Annotated in this window: 10 protein-coding genes and 1 CRISPR repeat array; of the genes, 2 read left to right on the top strand and 8 right to left on the bottom strand. The window is 47.4% G+C overall.

The features are described 5' to 3' along the window. Positions 1 to 30: 30 nt before the first annotated feature. Positions 31 to 580: direct repeats of the CRISPR family, unit length 29 nt; unit sequence GTGTTAATTGAACTGAATAGAATTGAAAT. Positions 581 to 776: 196 nt separating this feature from the next. The 7 genes from VIP81_RS18665 to VIP81_RS18635 form a co-directional block, all read right to left on the bottom strand. Beyond that, positions 777 to 2306: a sulfatase gene (locus VIP81_RS18665; RefSeq protein WP_331964398.1), complete on the bottom strand. Its 1530-nt coding sequence runs from the start codon at positions 2304 to 2306 to the stop codon at positions 777 to 779. A gap of 46 nt (positions 2307 to 2352) precedes the next feature. Then, the gene (locus VIP81_RS18660; RefSeq protein ID WP_331964395.1) at positions 2353 to 2736 is read right to left on the bottom strand and encodes a BACON domain-containing protein; all 384 of its coding nucleotides are present in this window, start codon (positions 2734 to 2736) and stop codon (positions 2353 to 2355) included. Positions 2737 to 2760: 24 nt separating this feature from the next. After that, positions 2761 to 4602, bottom strand: a complete 1842-nt coding sequence (locus VIP81_RS18655) for a RagB/SusD family nutrient uptake outer membrane protein (RefSeq protein ID WP_331964392.1) — start codon at positions 4600 to 4602, stop codon at positions 2761 to 2763. A 17-nt stretch (positions 4603 to 4619) separates the two neighbouring features. Beyond that, a complete protein-coding gene (locus tag VIP81_RS18650; RefSeq protein WP_331964389.1) occupies positions 4620 to 8156 on the bottom strand; it encodes a TonB-dependent receptor in 3537 nt (1178 codons plus the stop codon). A gap of 114 nt (positions 8157 to 8270) precedes the next feature. Continuing rightward, complete coding sequence (locus VIP81_RS18645) at positions 8271 to 9452, bottom strand: FecR family protein (RefSeq protein WP_331964386.1); 1182 nt, start codon at positions 9450 to 9452, stop codon at positions 8271 to 8273. Positions 9453 to 9520: 68 nt separating this feature from the next. Then, the gene (locus VIP81_RS18640; RefSeq protein WP_331964383.1) at positions 9521 to 10120 is read right to left on the bottom strand and encodes an RNA polymerase sigma-70 factor; all 600 of its coding nucleotides are present in this window, start codon (positions 10118 to 10120) and stop codon (positions 9521 to 9523) included. 108 nt (positions 10121 to 10228) lie between these two features. Then, positions 10229 to 10564 (bottom strand): hypothetical protein, encoded by a 336-nt coding sequence (locus VIP81_RS18635; protein WP_331964380.1) that lies wholly within the window; start codon positions 10562 to 10564, stop codon positions 10229 to 10231. A 133-nt stretch (positions 10565 to 10697) separates the two neighbouring features. On the opposite strand from VIP81_RS18635, the gene VIP81_RS18630 reads away from it, so the two are divergent. Together VIP81_RS18630 and VIP81_RS18625 are read left to right on the top strand one after the other, a co-directional pair. Further along, positions 10698 to 11753 (top strand): NAD(P)/FAD-dependent oxidoreductase, encoded by a 1056-nt coding sequence (locus VIP81_RS18630; protein WP_331964377.1) that lies wholly within the window; start codon positions 10698 to 10700, stop codon positions 11751 to 11753. A 34-nt stretch (positions 11754 to 11787) separates the two neighbouring features. Further along, a complete protein-coding gene (locus tag VIP81_RS18625) occupies positions 11788 to 15666 on the top strand; it encodes a glycosyltransferase (RefSeq protein ID WP_331964374.1) in 3879 nt (1292 codons plus the stop codon). Here the strand turns inward: VIP81_RS18625 and VIP81_RS18620 are convergent. Continuing rightward, a partial coding sequence (locus VIP81_RS18620) for a hypothetical protein (protein WP_331964371.1) occupies positions 15616 to 18089 on the bottom strand: 2474 nt, incomplete at its 5' end. The two genes, VIP81_RS18625 and VIP81_RS18620, sit on opposite strands and share 51 nt — an antisense overlap.

The raw sequence follows: 18089 nt of genomic DNA, 5'->3' as shown, positions 1-18089 counted from the left end.
ATTCCCTTGCAGGGAAACAGGAATATAGATGTGTTAATTGAACTGAATAGAATTGAAATCGGTAGACCTTTAGCCGGACAGGATTATATATCCGGGTGTTAATTGAACTGAATAGAATTGAAATTTGGTATATCAGGAAGTTACCGCATCAGAATACGGTGGTGTTAATTGAACTGAATAGAATTGAAATTCGATAAGCAAATGTCTCAATTTCTTTAAAGCTGCGGTGTTAATTGAACTGAATAGAATTGAAATAAGCAGTTGATATCTTGGGTAACAAAGTCTTTAAAAGTGTTAATTGAACTGAATAGAATTGAAATTTGGTGTCTGTGAGAAAAGATACGCTCGAATATGCTGTGTTAATTGAACTGAATAGAATTGAAATAATGTACCTTGGAGCAGTAATAGATTTCACGAAAGAGTGTTAATTGAACTGAAAAGAATTGAAATGCGTTTCGTCGATTGTAAATACCCCGCAATCAAGTGGTGTTAATTGAACTGAATAGAATTGAAGTCTTGGGGAATGCGTTGTTGTAAAACCTAGGCATATGTTGTTAGTTGAACCGAATAAAATTGAAATTTCAGAAAACACGTCACGGACCAAATCATTCCCTGCAAAAGCATCAATTTTAATCCCATGGCTTACCGGGCGAGATTGAAAATTACCGCGGAACACGGGGTTTATTCCATGCACGATTATTGAAGCTAAGCCCAAAATAAACTGCCTCCGGGATTCACATCCCCCGGAGGCAGTTTTCATATACGCATTCCCGTTATTACGGCTCTGCTTTCATGATCTCCTCCGCATCTACATCTTCATACTTTTTAATCAATGCCGACAACTGCTTTTTCAATTGTGCGGTAATGGCTTCATAGCCCTTTTTGCCGTATAGATTAGTCATTTCAGATTTGTCTTTGTCAAGATCAAATAACTCCCAGGCTGAAATGCGTTTGTAATAGCGAATCAGTTTATATCGCTGGGTTCTGATTCCGAATTGAGGAGATACGGAATGTTCACCATTTTCATAGTAATGATAAAACATCGCTTCTCTTCCTTTTTGCTTTGGATTTTTCAGTAATGGTAGGAATGATTCTCCCTGCATGTCTGCAGGTATTTTAACACCGGCAGCATCCAGTACGGTAGGTGCAAGGTCTAGGTTCATCACAAAATCACGGTTAACGGTGCCGGGTTTTAAGACGCCGGGATAACGCATCACCATAGGTGTTCTGAACGATTCTTCATACATCCAGCGTTTGTCGAACCAGCCATGTTCGCCCATGTAGAAGCCCTGATCAGAAAGGTAAATCACGATGGTGTTTTCGGTCAACTGGTGCTTATCGAGGTAGTCCAGTGTGCGGCCGATATTACGATCCAGCGATGCGGCGGTGCTCAGGTAATCACGCATATAGCGCTGGTACTTCCATTCTGTGAGTGCATTACCGGAAAGATGTTGTGCATTTAGGTCGGCATGAATGGCCTTGTAATAGCTATCAAAACGCGCACGTTGTGAAGGACTCATCCGATTGATATTACCATCTTTGTTGGCCGCCTGATCAGAATCAAACATCTTAAGATCATATCCCATAATCATGGTTTTGGCAATAGACATATCCTGTACTGCTGCGGCTTTTCTCGTGTTGTAATCGTCGTAGAAATTGGCTGGCAGCGGAAATTTGATGTTGTCGTACATGCCCATATCGGCGGTATCCGGTAGCCATACGCGGTGGGTGGCTTTATGGCCTATGACGAGGCAGAAGGGCTTGGAGGTATCCCGTTGATCGAGCCAGTTTTCGGCCAGATCTTCTATGATATTGGTGGCATAACCAGGTATCCTTGTTTTGGAGCTATCCATTTGGATGAAATCAGGATTGTAATAGAGCCCCTGACCCGGTAATATTTCCCAGAAAGTAAAGCCCTGCGGCTTTGTTTCAAGATGCCATTTACCAATCCAGGCGGTCTGGTAACCGCTCTTTGTCAGCTCTTTGATGAACGAGTTCTGGGAGCCATCAAAACGGGAATGTTCATTATCCGTAAACCCGTTTTTGTTGGAATATTTCCCGGTCAATATCACCGCTCTACTCGGTCCGCAAATTGAATTGGTGACATAGGCGCGGTCAAATCTCGCGCCTTCGTGGGCGATTCTGTCAATGCCTGGTGTCTTAATCAATTTGTTGCCGTAAGCACTGATGGCCTGATACGCGTGGTCATCAGAAACGATAATGATTACATTAGGTCTTTTCTGCGCGAAGGCCGTCGCAGAAACTGTTAGCGAAAATAACACGCCTATCCAATTTCGTAGTCTCATACTTAGTGTTTTATTAGCTCAACTGTTGTTTTTTTGCGCAAGGTACTTAGTTCGACTGATTCAGTGTGATAGCTACCTTAGGTAAATTATAACTGGGATTTAAAGTAATGATGACCTGCCGGGCGGCGCCGGTGGTATTGGCGCCTATCGTTACAGGTAGTTGAAAGTTTCCCGCCCCATATGCCTGCGTAACAGCGCACCAGGAAGTGCTGGCAGTGGGGATGGTTACCCACCAGCCATCTGTGCCGGCAGTGATGACAACTGTATCTTTACCGCCGCTGGCAGCGAAACTGCCGTTATGTTTCATGGTGGCCGTAAACGCTGCAGGCACTGGTTTTACCGGCATATTATCTTTCTTGCAGGCAGTAGCCAGGGAAAATATTAATCCCACTGAAGCTGCTATCCTGGAATATCTTTTTAAGTTACACATAATGATCTTTTTGAAATGTAGAAATTACCAACCTGGATTCTGTACCCATTTAAAACCTGTCAGCTGCAATTGCCGCTGCTGGATTGGCAGGAGGTAATCCCGTTTGAGATTAAATCCAAAACCATTTGGCGCTGATGCCTTGTAAGGATCAACATATCGTAATGGGTCACCCGGATTTCCTGAAAGATATAGATTCACTTTTTTGCCGGCAGGAGGGGTGTCATAAATCAACATAGAAGCACCGTAGAAGCCGGTGGCGGTATTTTGCTGCACGAGGTCACTGCCGGCAAATAATGTACCCACAGGTCTTTTGCCCTTCACCAATACATCCGCGGCAGCCCAGCGCATAATGTCGTCTAAACGGAATCCTTCGCAGGCCAGCTCTACTCTTCTCTCTCTTCTAACAGCCTGTAGGAGGGGACTTAAATCATGAAATGGATAATTGGCATCTCCATTAAATTCATTTGCTACATTCATAACGGGCATGCCTGCACGGTCGCGCAAAGGTTTTAAAACAGTCGCCACAGCTGTTGGATCATCTCCCAGTTCTGCTGCTGCTTCTGCGTAGTTTAGCAATACTTCTGCATATCGGAAAGCAATGGCCGGTGTCTGATCTTTGTTATCGTCTGTATAGGCGATCGGATCATTGTACGCTAAAAACTTAGCCAGCGCATAGCCGGTAGTATTCAGACTAAAACTCGTACCATTTAACGCGGGGTATGCAGGCGCTATTGTACCGGGCTTCAATGGCTGCACACGCGGTACTACTACTGTTTGTGATAAACGAGGATCTCTTACGGTGGGTAGTAATTCTGTGCCGTAGGCTGCTTGCGCATTCGCTCTGGCAGTGCCGGTGAAAGGTGTGCCGGTGATCGTGAGGTAATCATCTACGAGAGAAAGACTAATACCCATATTTCCACCTCCGGTAGATACATACTTAGCGACGCTGTTACCAATAAGATCGGCAACACTGTACTTTCTCCATAGCAATACTTCGCTATTGGCAGATAGATCGTTAGTGATGAACAGGTTCTGGTAGTCGTTCAGCGGTTTGCCCGTATTGAAAATTTTCCAGCGGCCGCTGCTGATAACAGCATTGGCAGCATCTTTTGCCTGCTGGAAATAATCCCTGATTTTAGCATTGGTCATACCCGTAGTAAAGAAAGGATCATTTTTCGCGCTGTGATATTTCTGCCAGGTGGCTTCATATAATGCCACTCTCGACTTCAGCGCCAGTGCCACATCTTTGTGAAGGCGCATCGTGGCGCTACTGGCTTGCACCGGCAACAACGCAGCTGCCTGGTCCAGATCTGCCAGCACAGAGTCTATTACCAGTGTGCGCGGATCGCGGGGAACCTCCATGAGGTTGGCATCCGCAGGTAATACCTTATTTACCCAGGTCAGATCACCATAGTCCTTTACCATACCGAAATAGGTAAGGGCACGAAAAAATTTGGCCTCGCCTAAATAATTATTGATTAAAGTCGGATCTCCCTGCGCATTGGTGTAATGCTCCAGGAAATAGTTGATGCTCCTTATGGTGGTATACCCGGAAATCACTACGCCGTTGGGCGACAAGGCCCCATTCATCCTGGCATCCGGTGTATTACCAAAGCCCATATTATCGGTACCAAAACCATCATTAAAAGCAATGCCGGCACTATTTACCCCACCCGGCTGCGAGGGCAGTGTGGCAGCATAAAACTGATCTACATATAGGCGTAGTTCATTGGTAGATGCTAAGGGATTGTCGGTACTCAGGGCATCTAAAGGCGCTTTGTCAAGAAAGTCTTTGTTGCAGCCTATCGACGTGAATACGGTCAGCACCGCCGCCAGCTGTAAATATCTATATATTGAAATAGTCATCATTGGAAATTTGGTAATTAAAAAATGACATTCATACCGGCAGAAAATACCTGCGTCAACGGATATGATTTACCTGTGCCTATCGTAGAAATATTCAATGTTTCAGGATCGAATATTTTGCTAAGCTTCGTAATGGTCAACAGGTTTTCGCCGGATATAAATACGGATACCTTCGACAAATGGGCGCTGTTAACTAATCCTGTTGGCAGGGAATAGTTCAGCGCCACGTTTTTTAGTCGCAGGTAAGCGGCATTTTGCATATACCTGTCGGATACCTGTTCACTTTTGTTTTGGAAGGGCGCTATTGCACCTGCCGAGTTGGTGTAGGGCGCGGGATAATATGCCTTTGGATTATCCGGTGTCCAGTAGTCCATATGCTGCTTAAACACGGTCATCTGCGCATAGGAGCCATAGCCCCAGAAATATGCATCGCCGGATGATGGTGCAAAATCTTGTTTAGCGATACCTTGTATTACAAAAGACAGCGTCAATCCTTTCCAATCCACCGCGCCTGTGATGGCATATGCATAGCGGGGAGTGGTGTTGCCAATAACGGTCATGTCGCCCATACTATCCAGGCGATTGGTGCCGTTGTTGATTTTCTTATCTCCATTAAGGTCTACATATCTTACGTCACCCGGTTTCCATGCCTGCGTGCTGATAAATGAATGATCCAGCCCATTAAATGCAGCGGCTTCCTCATCATTTTGAATCAGGCCGGAACTGCGGTAGCCCCAGATTTCTCCCAGGTGTTTCCCTTCATAGAATTTGTTGGCAGGATCGAAGAAAGTAGGATTCTGATACTTGGTGACTACTGATTTATTATCAGAAAGTACGGCACCTACATTGAATTTGACGTCGTTGCCGATGTTCCCTTTATAATTAAGAGATAACTCCCAACCGTTGGTGCGCAAATTGGCATTGTTGCTGGAAGGCACCGTAGCGCCAAACATGTCGGCGATATCGAAAGAGGGGCCTAACATATCTTTGGTATCACGCTGATACACTTCAACACTACCCGACAGGCGGCCTTGCAGCAGATCGAAGTCGAGGCCAAGGTTTTTTACCAGCACTTTTTCCCAGGTGTTAGTTGCATTGTAGGCCGCAGGGGCAAGAATATTCGCTTCGCGTCCATTCTGGAAATACCATTTCGGGCCCGCACCGTTTATTCCCACATTGGATATCCCCATTGTTTGTATATAAGAATACATGCCGGCACCGGATTGATTGCCCAGTAAACCGTAGGAAGCACGAATTTTAAGATTATCAAATATTTTATGAAGCCCCTTCATGAAATCTTCCTTCACGATATTATAACCAACAGAGGCAGATGGGAAGAAGCCCCAGCGGCTGGATGGCGCAAATCGGGAAGAACCGTCATAGCGGCCGTTAAATTCAACAAGATATTTTTCTTTATAGTTATAGTTGATACGACCAAAATAACCGCGGGTAGACCAATGATAACGGCTTTCAAAAGTAGTGGCCGGCACACCGGATAAATTAATGCCCGGCGTATTGAAGCTGATCAGCGGCGTAGCTGCTGAGCTCAATGCGCTGTAGTCGAAGGACTCCTGCTGAAATCCTGCCAGGAAATTAAACTCATGATCCTCCGTTGGTGTATAGCGGTAAGAGGTATAGATATTGGGCGACATGTACACATTTGTGGCAACCCCTCTGCGGTAACTCCCACTGAGCGGAATACCAAACTCCGAACGATTGACATACTTCTGTGTACCATCAATGCCATAAATCACACCAGGCAGTAAGATAGTGGCGCTGTCAAAAGAGCCTCTGTTGATATTCAGATCAGCGTTTATTTTCCAGTTTTTAATTGGTTCCAGCTCAATGCCCGGCTGCACGATCAGCGTAAATACTTTGCCGGTGAAATCGCTGCCTGACTGCAGATAAGGTACCAGGGAAAGCTCATTATAATGCCCGTTTAAATCATAGGGAGAAACATTGGGTCTGAAGCGGGCAAGGTCATGAAAATAGTTGGATTCAAAGGTGCCACCTGGCGTAAAAGGCGCCTGGTATTGATCTGAGGTTACCTTGCTGTTCAGTTTAAGTTTAAACCAGTCATTTACCTGTGACGTAATGGTACTGTTCAGATTATACCGATGATAATTAATATCTGCAAAACGTAATACACCACCTTCGCCATAATAGCCACCTGACACAAAATACTGCGTGGTTTTATTCCCCCCGCTGATGCTCAGGTTATGTTGCTGCCGGAAGGAGGAAGGTTTGTAATTAAAGGCAAACCAATCCGTACTGGCGACACCGTTAGGTGAATTTTCAAAATTGAGGAGAAAATTATCTTTCGCTTCCGGGAATGGATTCACGTTAGCACTGGGATTTTCTACATATGCTTTCAGTTGCGCGAGCTTGGCATCTGAATACTGTAGCGCTACGCCGGCGTTGGCACTTGCCGCATTGAAATAAGTGGCAAAGTCATACGCATTGGCCATTTTCGGCAAATTTACCGGCCGGGTTACGCCAAAGTTATTGGAGTAATTAATCACTGTTTTATTGGCCTTACCTTTTTTGGTGGTCACCAGGATAACGCCGTAAGGCGCGCGGGCGCCGTATATAGACGAGGCGGCTGCATCTTTCAACACGGAAATAGATTCGATGTCGTTAGGATTCACAGAGCCAAGATCCATGGGAATTCCATCTACCAATACCAGCGGCCCATCGCCACCAGCAAGGTTACCCGCACCGCGGACGTTGAGGTTGTAACTTTGCCCAGGTTTGGTGTTGGCGCCTACTGATACATTCAGTCCGGGTACCAAACCTTGCAGACTTTGTGTGGCATTCAACACCGGCCGGCGGTCCAGATCTCCTCCTTTAATAACAGACACCGCACCAGTCAGATTTACTTTCTTCTGGACGCCATAGCCCACCACCACCACTTCTCCTGCAGAAACAACATCCAAATCCATGGAGACGGTCACAAAATTATCATCGCCTACGGTGATGCTTTTTTTCTTGTATCCGAGGATAGAAAATACCAGGACATCTCCCCGGTTGGCATTGATGACAAACTCACCTTTTTCATTGGTGATAGCACCTTTGCCCGTACCGCTCAGACTAATGGTTACACCCACCAGTGGTAATCCTTTTTCATCTTTCACGGCGCCTTTCAAAACAATAGGGGCATTTTGCTCCGTGCCCGCCAGCTTTGTGTCGGCAGTTTGTTTTTCCCTGATGATGATATTTTTATCCGATACGGTGTAGGATAAAGGCAGGTTCTTAAAGCAAATGGAGAGCGCCTGCTCCAGTCGCATATTGTCTACATTGATATCGATTTTTCCGGCATTATCCAGCAACCAGTCTTTATAAAAGATCTGGTAACCTGTTTGCTCATGAATCTTTAGAAAAAGCTTCTGCAGCGAAATTTTCTTTTCATGTAGCGTAACTGTTTGTCCATAGCTGTAGGCACTTACCTGTAGGCAACTGGCTAGTAGCAAGCCTGCGGTTAGTTTCATGGTAATAATAGTGTTAATCACACGTTTTTTCCATGGAATGGAAAGCGTGACATCCTGTAAATTCATAACTTTGATTTGTAGGAATGAAGAATTGACAATACTTAGATTTTGGAAAAATTCAGACCTGCGTTTTAACAGGAAGTGCTGAACCCACTTCCTGTTTTTTTATGGTCCGTTCGTTTACTGTATAATGATGGTTTTATTTTCTATTTTGAATGTAAGTCCGTTGGCCTCCATGATTTTCAAGACCTGCGTTACATCGCCATCACGGCTGACTACCCCCGAAAAAGTTTCTCCGGCATGAGGATTATTGTACACCACTTCCACATCATACCAGCGGCTGATCTGCTGCATGATGGTGCGGATATTTTCATGATCAAAAATGAATACGCCATTGATCCAGGACATGACCTGGTCCCGATCAACGTTGTTATTAATATCAATTTGTTCGGTGGCGCCTACGATGGCTTGCTGCCCTGGAACGAGCAGTTTGGAGGCTTTCCCGCTCACTACCCTGATACGACCTTCCAGCAGCGTGGTTTTAGCCGTTGATTCATCGTCATAGGCGTGTACATTGAAGTGGGTGCCAAGTACTTCTACTTCACTTTGGCCTTTTGGAGAAAGGATTTTTACGCGAAAAGGCTTATTGGGATTGCTGGCCACCTCAAAGTAAGCTTCTCCTTTAACCTCCACTTTTCTTTCTGTTGGGGAGAAATTTGCAGGGAAACGGATAGACGAGGCGGCATTGAGCCAAACCTTTGTACCATCGGACAGTACGAGCTGGTAATGATTACCGCGCTGCGTGGCCACCTGGTTGATCACCTCTTTATTCGCAGCAGCAGCGTTCTGCTCATAGGTAAGGGCGCCATTTGACTTGGTGATGTTGGCCCCGTTTTGATGGGCGACCAGGCCATTGGCAGCGCTGTCGAGCGCAATGCTGTTGCCATCTGCCAGCGTGAGGGTGGCCCCAAACTGAGCGGGCTTAATGGCATGCGAGGACTGCTCATTTTTAGCGAGCCGGGTAGTTGGTCCGGATCTGAACGTGAGCAGCGCTGTGGTAATAATAATGCCCAACACCGCCGCGGCAGCGGAATAACGGAACCAGGGACGGAGATATAAACGTGTCCGCGCAGCCGTAGGGAAAAGCGCCGACATTGTTTCTTTCTGCATCCGCGTGGCTGTTTCCAGCAGGTGCTCGGGTACCTTGTCGGGTTCACCTGCTGAGAGGAATTGCCGGATTTGAATTTTCATTTCCTCTTCCATATCCCCGGTCTGGAAATACGTCAGTAGCTGCCGGACTTCTTCCGGGCTGCATTCATTTCTCAGGTATCTTTCGAATAGATCTTTGGTTGATTCAGGCACGTTCACATGCGTTGTTTCATGCTAATACGCCTGGCAATAAAAAAATCCCTGCTCTGTTGTAAAAAAAATTAAGAAAAAAAATGCCGGACCCAAACGAGGAGAATAATATGGTTAGGTTTTATGGTCCGTAACCGTTGCTGGATATACTTATTGGCTTTCTGAATATGATCGCTGACCGTAGAACTGGAGATATTTAATTCCTGTCCGATTTCCTTGTACGATTTGCCGGCGAGCTTTTGCAGCTTATACACCTGGCGACGGATAGGAGGTAATTCTTCTATGAGATTGTGCAGTAATAACCGTTCTTCCTTACCAATTATCTCTTCTTCCACATGCCGGTAGTTGGAACTGGCAATGGCTACCAGCTTCGTTTGCAGCTTTTTGTCGCGGGCAATTTTCCGATAGTAGTCGTACACTACGTTTTCGGTTATACGGAACAGATAAGATTTGAATGATAAATTTTCATCAATTGATTCCCGGTGCGTCCAGATCTTAATAAACACCTCCTGCAACACCTCACCCGCTACTTCCTCTACTTTCACCAGCTTTAGAATAAAGCCCAGCAGCCGTTCTTTATATAATTCATATATTTTTTCAAAAGCAGCCTGCTGGCCAGCCCGGAGCAGGGCCACCAGCGCCTTCTCATCAAGATGATTACTGTCTGTCAATGCTAGCTTTTTTACAGGGAGTACGTGGTAAGGTAAAGAACACTTTGCAAAGATGCAAACACAATCGTTTGCGTCATCTGCCACGTATTCCCAAGGCGCTGGTAAAAATCAGGCCTTTCGCGTGCGCTTAATTTTACTGATAACATAATGAATGGCCAGTGCGAGTATAGTCCAGTAGATGGCGACTCCAATGCCCACAAATGGAGGTGGAGGATCGGGTAAATCGATCAGAAAACGAACCGGCCCTAATAACACGATTTTGATAGGATATAGTATGGTGGAGACTATGCTCCTCCAGCCCGTAAGCGAGTCCGAGCCCAGAAAAGCCGCGCTGTTATGAGGCATGCCCCGCATATCTGACAGAATAAATGTATTATAAAGAAAAAGAAAAGTAAATCCGGAGATAAGGAATAGGAATACGAATTTTTTTCTGGACGTTTTCATGATCCTTTGGTTGTGATGTAAGAAAACAGGTTGAAATACAAAGTAACTAAAAGTACTTTGTATTTCAAAGTGTTTTTGGAATTTTTCCATCATCAGCGGAGATAAGTGAGGTTGATCCACTAATTTCGCTACCATGTCTACACATATTATGATAGTGGGAGGCGGACTATGCGGCTTATCGCTGGCATACCTGCTCACACAGAAAAATATATCCGTCACCCTGCTGGAAGCGGCTGACCGTTTGGGAGGAAGAATCCACACGATGAAAGGCAACGCAGGCACACCGCTGGAACTGGGGGCTACCTGGTTTTCCGATCAACACCCCACATTGCTGGCGCTGACCGAAGAACTGGGCCTGACTAAATATCCGCAGTTTTCCGGTGGTACATCTTTGTTCAAAACCCGGTCGTTTGAACCGGCACAAGCCTTTTATGTGCCGGAAGCAGAACAGCCTTCTTACCGGATAGCGGGTGGAACAGGGAGGTTGATCGATAAATTGGTAGAAAGCATTGCCGGACAACAGGTCCTGCTGAAAAGTACGGTGAGTCGCGTGCATGCGCTCTCCGATGGTGTGCGGGTAGAAACGAAAGAAGGCATGAGTTATCGGGGAGATAAGGTAGTGCTTTGTATGCCACCAGCCGTCGCGGGAATAAATATTAGTTTTTCTCCGGAATTAGCGCCTGACCTTACCGCGTTATTGCCAACGGTTCAAACCTGGATGGCCGGCTCTATCAAATTTGTGCTGGAATATGATACGGCCTTCTGGCGGAACAGCGGTTTTTCAGGTATGCTCTACAGTCATACCGGAATTGTGACGGAGATGTATGACCATACCAATTATGAAGAAAATAAATTTGGATTCACCGGTTTTCTGAACAGTGGCGCGGTGAACTACAGCCCGGACCTCCGCAGGGAGCTCGTGCTACGCCAGCTGTCGGAATTATTCGGTGCACAAATGCTCACGCCTTTGTGCTATGCCGATAAGGTCTGGAATGATCAATTTGTAATGGCGGGTACGCCGGTAATCCAGGTTCCGCATCAGCACAATGGGCATCCGCTGCTGCAACCTGGCTATATGGATGGCAAATTGTTCTTCTGTGGTACGGAAACTTCCGTTGTTAATCCCGGCTATATGGATGGAGCTGTGGCGGCGGCAAAGGCGGTTTTTAATCGCGTTCTTCCCACCTAAATCCGCTATTTTCGCTATATCAAATACTATCCGCATGCCCACGCTTTCCCTCTGCATGATTGTTCGCAATGAAGAAGAAGTAATTGATCGCTGCCTCCATGCAGTACACCCCCTCGTTGATGAAATCATTATTATAGACACCGGCTCCACGGATAATACCGTGGCCACCTGTTATAAATACACCCACCACGTATTGCCATATATCTGGCAACAGGATTTTGCAGCCGCACGTAACTACGCGTTTGCACAGGCCACCTGCGATTATATTTTATGGCTGGATGCAGATGATCTCATAGCACCTGATCAGCTGCAGTTATTACTCGCCCTGAAAGAGCGTCTTGCTGCAGATGTTTATTTTTTGCAGTACGACTATGCCCAGGATGAATACGGACAATCGGCCTGCACATTATTCCGCGAGCGCATAGTCCGCAACGACGGCACTTTCCGCTGGAAATACCCGGTGCATGAAGTGATCGATGGCACCATGGGCAGAACCAATAGCTATGAACAGATTGTTATCCGCCATGCCAGAACTGCCCATGGCGCTGCGGCAGACCAGGGCCGTAACCTGGCTATACTGCAGCAAGCTGTTCTCCTGGATGAATACCAGTCCGACCCCAGGATATGGTATTACCTGGGCCGTGAGTTGCACGACCATCAACGCTATCTGGAAGCGATTACCGCTTTCGCCCACTTCCTCTCATTGCCGGATGGCTGGCAGGAGGAGCGCATGATGGCTACTTTCCGCACGGCTCAATGTTATACAGCGCTTAGTACTGCTGATAACGTTTATGCCTATACGGCAAGGGAGTATGCACGTAAAGCCATGTCTCTCGACGAACGCTGGGCAGAGCCTTATTTTGTGATGGGCGAACTGGCTTACCAGGAAAATCATTACGACGAAGCCATTTACTGGTTCCGGCAATGCCTGCGGGAACTGCCGCCGGTACTCAGTCCTGTGAGCCGGGAAATATATCTGTTACGACCTTGTGTTTACCTGGTGCTTTGCCACGATCGCCTGCGACAGTATGAAGCTGCCTGGGAGTATAATGAAAAAGCACTGACCGTCAAACCACAGGATGCCGGCCTGCTGTATAACCGCGAATACCTGGCACAACAACTAACAAAAGAAAATAGCATTGCCTGGTACGGGGCATCCCTTTCTCCCGTGTTCCCGGCCTATCGTATTCGGGCGTTGCAGATGCATACCGCACTACAGCAGCTGGGAGTGGATAGTAGCATGACCAATGACTCCCTGGCATTATTACGCTGTCGTCATGTCATTTTTTTTAAATCTTTTTCGGAAGATGAGTACAAAGTGATGCTACAGATGAAACAACTGGGAAAACGTATATTCCTGGACGTTACAGAAGATCTGCTGATACATACGGCCGATTTTCCATACTATCTTCCCATGATACAATTGGCGGATACGGTGATCTGTTGCTCCCATGCGCTGGCAGAAAGACTGGCCGCCTGGAATCAGGCGGTAGTAGTGATCGAAGACGCCGTGGAAACAGTTACGCATTCTCACCAAATAGCGCCTTCCGGAATGCTGACAGCCGGATGGTTTGGTATGCCGGAAAACGCCCATCATGCGGAGCAGCTACGCCCTTTGCTGGAGCAGCAGGAATGCCGCCTGGTAACGATACACAACGGTCCCGGTCACGATAAATACTGGACCCCCGATACCTGGCAATATCACCTGGCCCAATGCGATGTGGTGATGGCGCCGCTGGACGTAACGACACAGCCCTGCAAGTCTAACAACAAAGTTACTACCGCTATGGCCATGGGACTGCCGGTGATCGCCGCACCGCTGGATGCTTATGAACGCATTATCCGTCATGGTGTCAACGGTTTTATCGCAGATACTACCGCCGACTGGCAGGCCGCGATCAGCGAGTTGCAGGACCCGTTGCGAAGGAGCCAACTGCGGGAGCTGGGCCTTCATACGGCCATGGCATTCCGGCCGGTCAATATCGCATTGAAATGGTGGAAAACAATTTCTCCGGAAACCTACCGGCAATCGGCGGTTGATATTATCATTCCCACTATCTACAATACACCGCACCTGTATCATTGTATCAACAGTATACTGGCCTGCACACATACGCCTTTTCATATTATGGTGGTTCATAGCGGCACGCATCCGCTGTCGCTGCCAGGAGAAGTAACCGTTATCCGCGCCGATGCTCTTAACTATGCCGCCGCTATTAATTTAGGTATAGCGCATAGCACTGCGTCCTACATCTGCATGATGAACGACGACGTAATTGTGTCCGACGGCTGGCTGCAGCCGCTGCTGGAAGATATACATCAGGGCGCCGGTTTCAGCAACCCTTTGTCTAATTGTGATGAAGGTTTTCTGCACCATTATCCATTGGAATTAAAATCAGTGCGTTTAGGCGCCGGTACGAATATGTTGCACAACGAACAAATTGTGCATCGCGCGCAACCGGAGGTGGGTATTGCTCCTTCGGCTATCTGGAGCTATCAGCCAGGAGTGCAACCGCGTCGGTATTACCACGACTGGGTACCTTTTTTCTGTACGCTTACCAGCAGATCATTGATAGAAAAGGTAGGCCTGCTGGATGATGGATTTAACAATGGTTGTGAAGATGTAGACTACTGCCGGCGTGCTTCCGCATTGGGATATACGTCTGTGGTCAACGAAAACAGTTTTGTGTTTCATTTCGGTGGCACCAGCAGGATTCACCATGTAACGGAACAACCGAAGGAAAAAGATACTACACATCAGCTATTTAAATATAAACACCGCGCACCACTGTTATGCATACACGCAGGCCTGGCTTATGAAAACTGGAACGCCTATACGATTCAGGAACAGGGCATTGGTGGCTCAGAAACAGCTGTTGCTGCGTTGGCCGCTGCATTTGTATCGGAAGGATACAGAGTAGTGGTTTGCTGCGCCTGTGAAGGAAAATCAGGTATGATCGATGGCGTAGAATACATTCCGCTGGATGCATTCCAGCATTTTGCGGATCGTAATTTTATAGAGATATTCATCATGTCCCGTTACCTGTCTACGCTTCAATATCGGGTGCGTGCCCGCAAAAAATATTTCTGGCTGCATGATATCATTGCGATGCCTGGTGGAGGGGAAGGGATTGCATTGCAGGATCATCTTCCGTCACTGGATGGCATATGCTGCCTGAGCCCCTGGCACCGCGAGTTTGTGGCTAACTATTACCAGATTTCGCCGGAAAAAATATTTATCATCGGCAACGGCATCGATGTTTCCCGCTTCGGGCAAAAGAAAGAAAAAACGCCGGACAGATTTATTTATTCTTCCAGTCCCGACCGGTCGCTGGATAAGCTGCTGCAGTTATTCCCGGCTATACGACAAGTGTTGCCCAATGCTACGCTGCATATTTACTATGGTTTTGATAACTGGGAAAAAAGTTTAGTGCAAATAGGGAATGCGGCGCAACTGGCGCTGCGCGATGAAATCAGAGCCGGCATGCAGCAGGAAGGCGTATTTTATCATGGCCGCGTAGATCAACAAACATTGGCGGCTGCTTTTTTGGAGAGTGATATCTGGTTGTATCCTACCAGCTTTACAGAAACATTCTGCATTACCGCTTTGGAAGCCCAGGCTGCGCGTACGTTGTGTATATGCACACCGGTGGCAGGTCTGTTATCGACTGTCGCAGACAGAGGTGTTTTCCTGGAGTTAGGTCCTGACGACGTGGGATTTGAGGAACATGTTATCTCCGTACTAACCACTATCCGGGAAGATGGCGCCCGGAAAACCATGCTGCTGGACCGTGCAGAGGCTTGGGCCTTACAACAGTCATGGTCTTCCATTGCCCGTCAGTGGATACCGCTTTTTAATCACTCAGCTGAAATCCACTATGCTGGTAGGGAGATACAGGCCGTCGAGTGTTAACAGCGGATGATGCATGTCGCCGTTGGTGGCGGCAAATAAAGATAGTACGAGGCTTACTTTACCATTGGTGTCTTTTCCTGCTACCTGGTTGTTTTTGAACCATTCAGTTATGGTATTGGCAAACGGCCCCGTGAAGGTAGCGATGTTGCTGCCGTTCACATTGATGGGCGTAGCCAGCACAATAGGCAAGGTGGGGCCCAGTAGCGCGGGTGCATCGGGACTGGTCTGTAACACAAAGCTGTAGCCTGCCTGCAGCTGCAACATGACGTTCCTTTCCGGCGCCGCATTAAATAACACCTTAAAGAAATTGTCCAATAAAGCCTGCAGTTTCACCTTATGTGTGGAAGTGGCATCCGGCGTAAACTCCGCAATATTTATTTCCGACTGGTTGTTAAGGTTCGGGTAGCAGGCCCCCGCAAACCGGATGTATGGTGTAATGTAGCGGAAGGCAGTATTGGTGGGCTGACCCGCCAGTATTTCGTTGCGGTGGATGGCCACACCTGCCCAGGCATTTTCATCAATCAGCACATTATTTCGCTGAATGGTAACGCCACGTTCGCTGTATTGTTTCCTGCCGGCATAAGGCAGTGGCGTTTCTGCATCGTTGGTCACCTGTACGAAATAGTAAATCTGTGTTTCGCCATCATAGGCATATGGCTTTGTTTGATAGCCATCGATACTAATCACCGGGATGATCTTATCCACTAAGGAAGGTACTTCAGGCCGCACACTGATAAGCAGGTTGCCGGTAGCTTTGTCTTCATACTCAGAGATAATATACTTCAATGTTTTGAGTGCCAGCAGGGCGTTGTCGGTTTGTTTTTTGAACCACAGCGGCCATGCATCCTCCACCTGTTGTACCATCCATGCGTATGATTGCAACGCTATCAGGCTGTTTTCATTATTGGCCGTAATATCCGCCCCGATGGATTCATAGGTAACGTTGAATTGCAGGAGCGCTTCAAACAGATCTGGTGGTGTGGCGGTGAGATCCAGACCATCATTGCCATCCACTACGTTCAGCCTGATTTCCAGATATATCAGGTCCTGCCGGGCAATCACATAATTGTAGCTAAACGTATAGTCCCATTGGAGTGCCGCTTCCAGCGTTTCCAGTGCGCCATTTTCTTTTTCCGGTGGCGGAGTGGCAGTACTGGTTTGCACTACCAGCGACGGCGCGGTAGGATAGGCTTTTAGCGGAATGGGTATGTTTGCCTGGATCAGCGCTGCATTATCTGCGCCGGTTTGCAGCAGTGGAATAGCCAGCGTTAACCAGGACGAGGGCGTGTAGCCGTTGATAGGCGTACCGAAATTATGTTCTACCGCTGTCAGCTGGAAATTGAGCCCGGCCTCGAATGCATCGATCAGGTCTACGCTTTGATTAGCTGCGGAGCCACTTTCCGGCCGTACAGAAAATAAGGTAGTGATGTTACTCTGGCCATCCGCATTTTTACCAGCTGGTAAAGAAATCTTCACCGGGGAAAGGCTGTAGGCATTTGTCGGAATATCTTTGGAGGCAAACTGGAGGTTGCCATAAAGGTTAGGTGGGGGAGAGGTAAACCCTTGTTGAACGATTACCGCTGTTTGCACAATCGCATCGGTGCGATACATATTACCGAGCAGCGTAAGCAGCTGTTGCTTTGTAGCTTCTCTTGCCACAGGGAGTTGATCGGTGCTGCCGTTTTTCAGGATGTTGGTGAGCTGGTTGTCTGCCACAGCGGCAGCAATCGCTCTTTTTGATTGTTCTAATACTTTAAAAGGTGTTTTTACAAAAGTGGCTGCTCCTGATTGTGCTACTATCCATGCGGTAGCTGCCGTGGCAGGAGAAAGGAAATTATCTACTGCATCCACAAATGTTCTGGCGAGTACTTCAATATCAATACCGGCATAAGATTTACTTTCAGCGGTGGCATTGCCGAGGAAGGCGCCCGGGCTGTAGGGGCGAATCGGTACCGGCCTGTTAACGTCTGTACTGGGCCTGGAAATTAACGAAGTGGAAAGCGGTGCAATCGCAAAGTAAACCGGCGTTGGATTTACCTGGTAGCTGATGCCCGGCGTGGCGCCGTTGGCAAATCTTAACAGCCATATTTCTTTGGTGGAGGTGCTTTCTTCTGCGACTTCTTCTATATCTTTTTCTGCATCTTCCGCTGCCCCCGAGGTGATACTACCCGACTGTCCAACTGCTACTTTCATCACCGGTAATGCCTGTTCCAGTGCTTTGGCAAAGATCGTCAGGGCGGTGGTATCACTTTGTTTTCCGTCATAGAGATCAGGTGCAATGGCGGTATCAGCCCTGCGGACGCCTGGCTCCTGCGTAAACTGCGGATCGATATATAAGGTACGTTCTATACGGATGCCCACCGTGAGGTGGAAAATAAAGGTGGCGTTCAATTTCGTAGGGTCGATACCGTAGTTTAACGTAG

This window comes from Chitinophaga sp. (assembly GCF_036566945.1).
Lineage (GTDB): Bacteria > Bacteroidota > Bacteroidia > Chitinophagales > Chitinophagaceae > Chitinophaga.
Note: the sequence above shows the minus strand (reverse complement) of the source record. Positions and strands in the feature narration are given on the sequence as shown.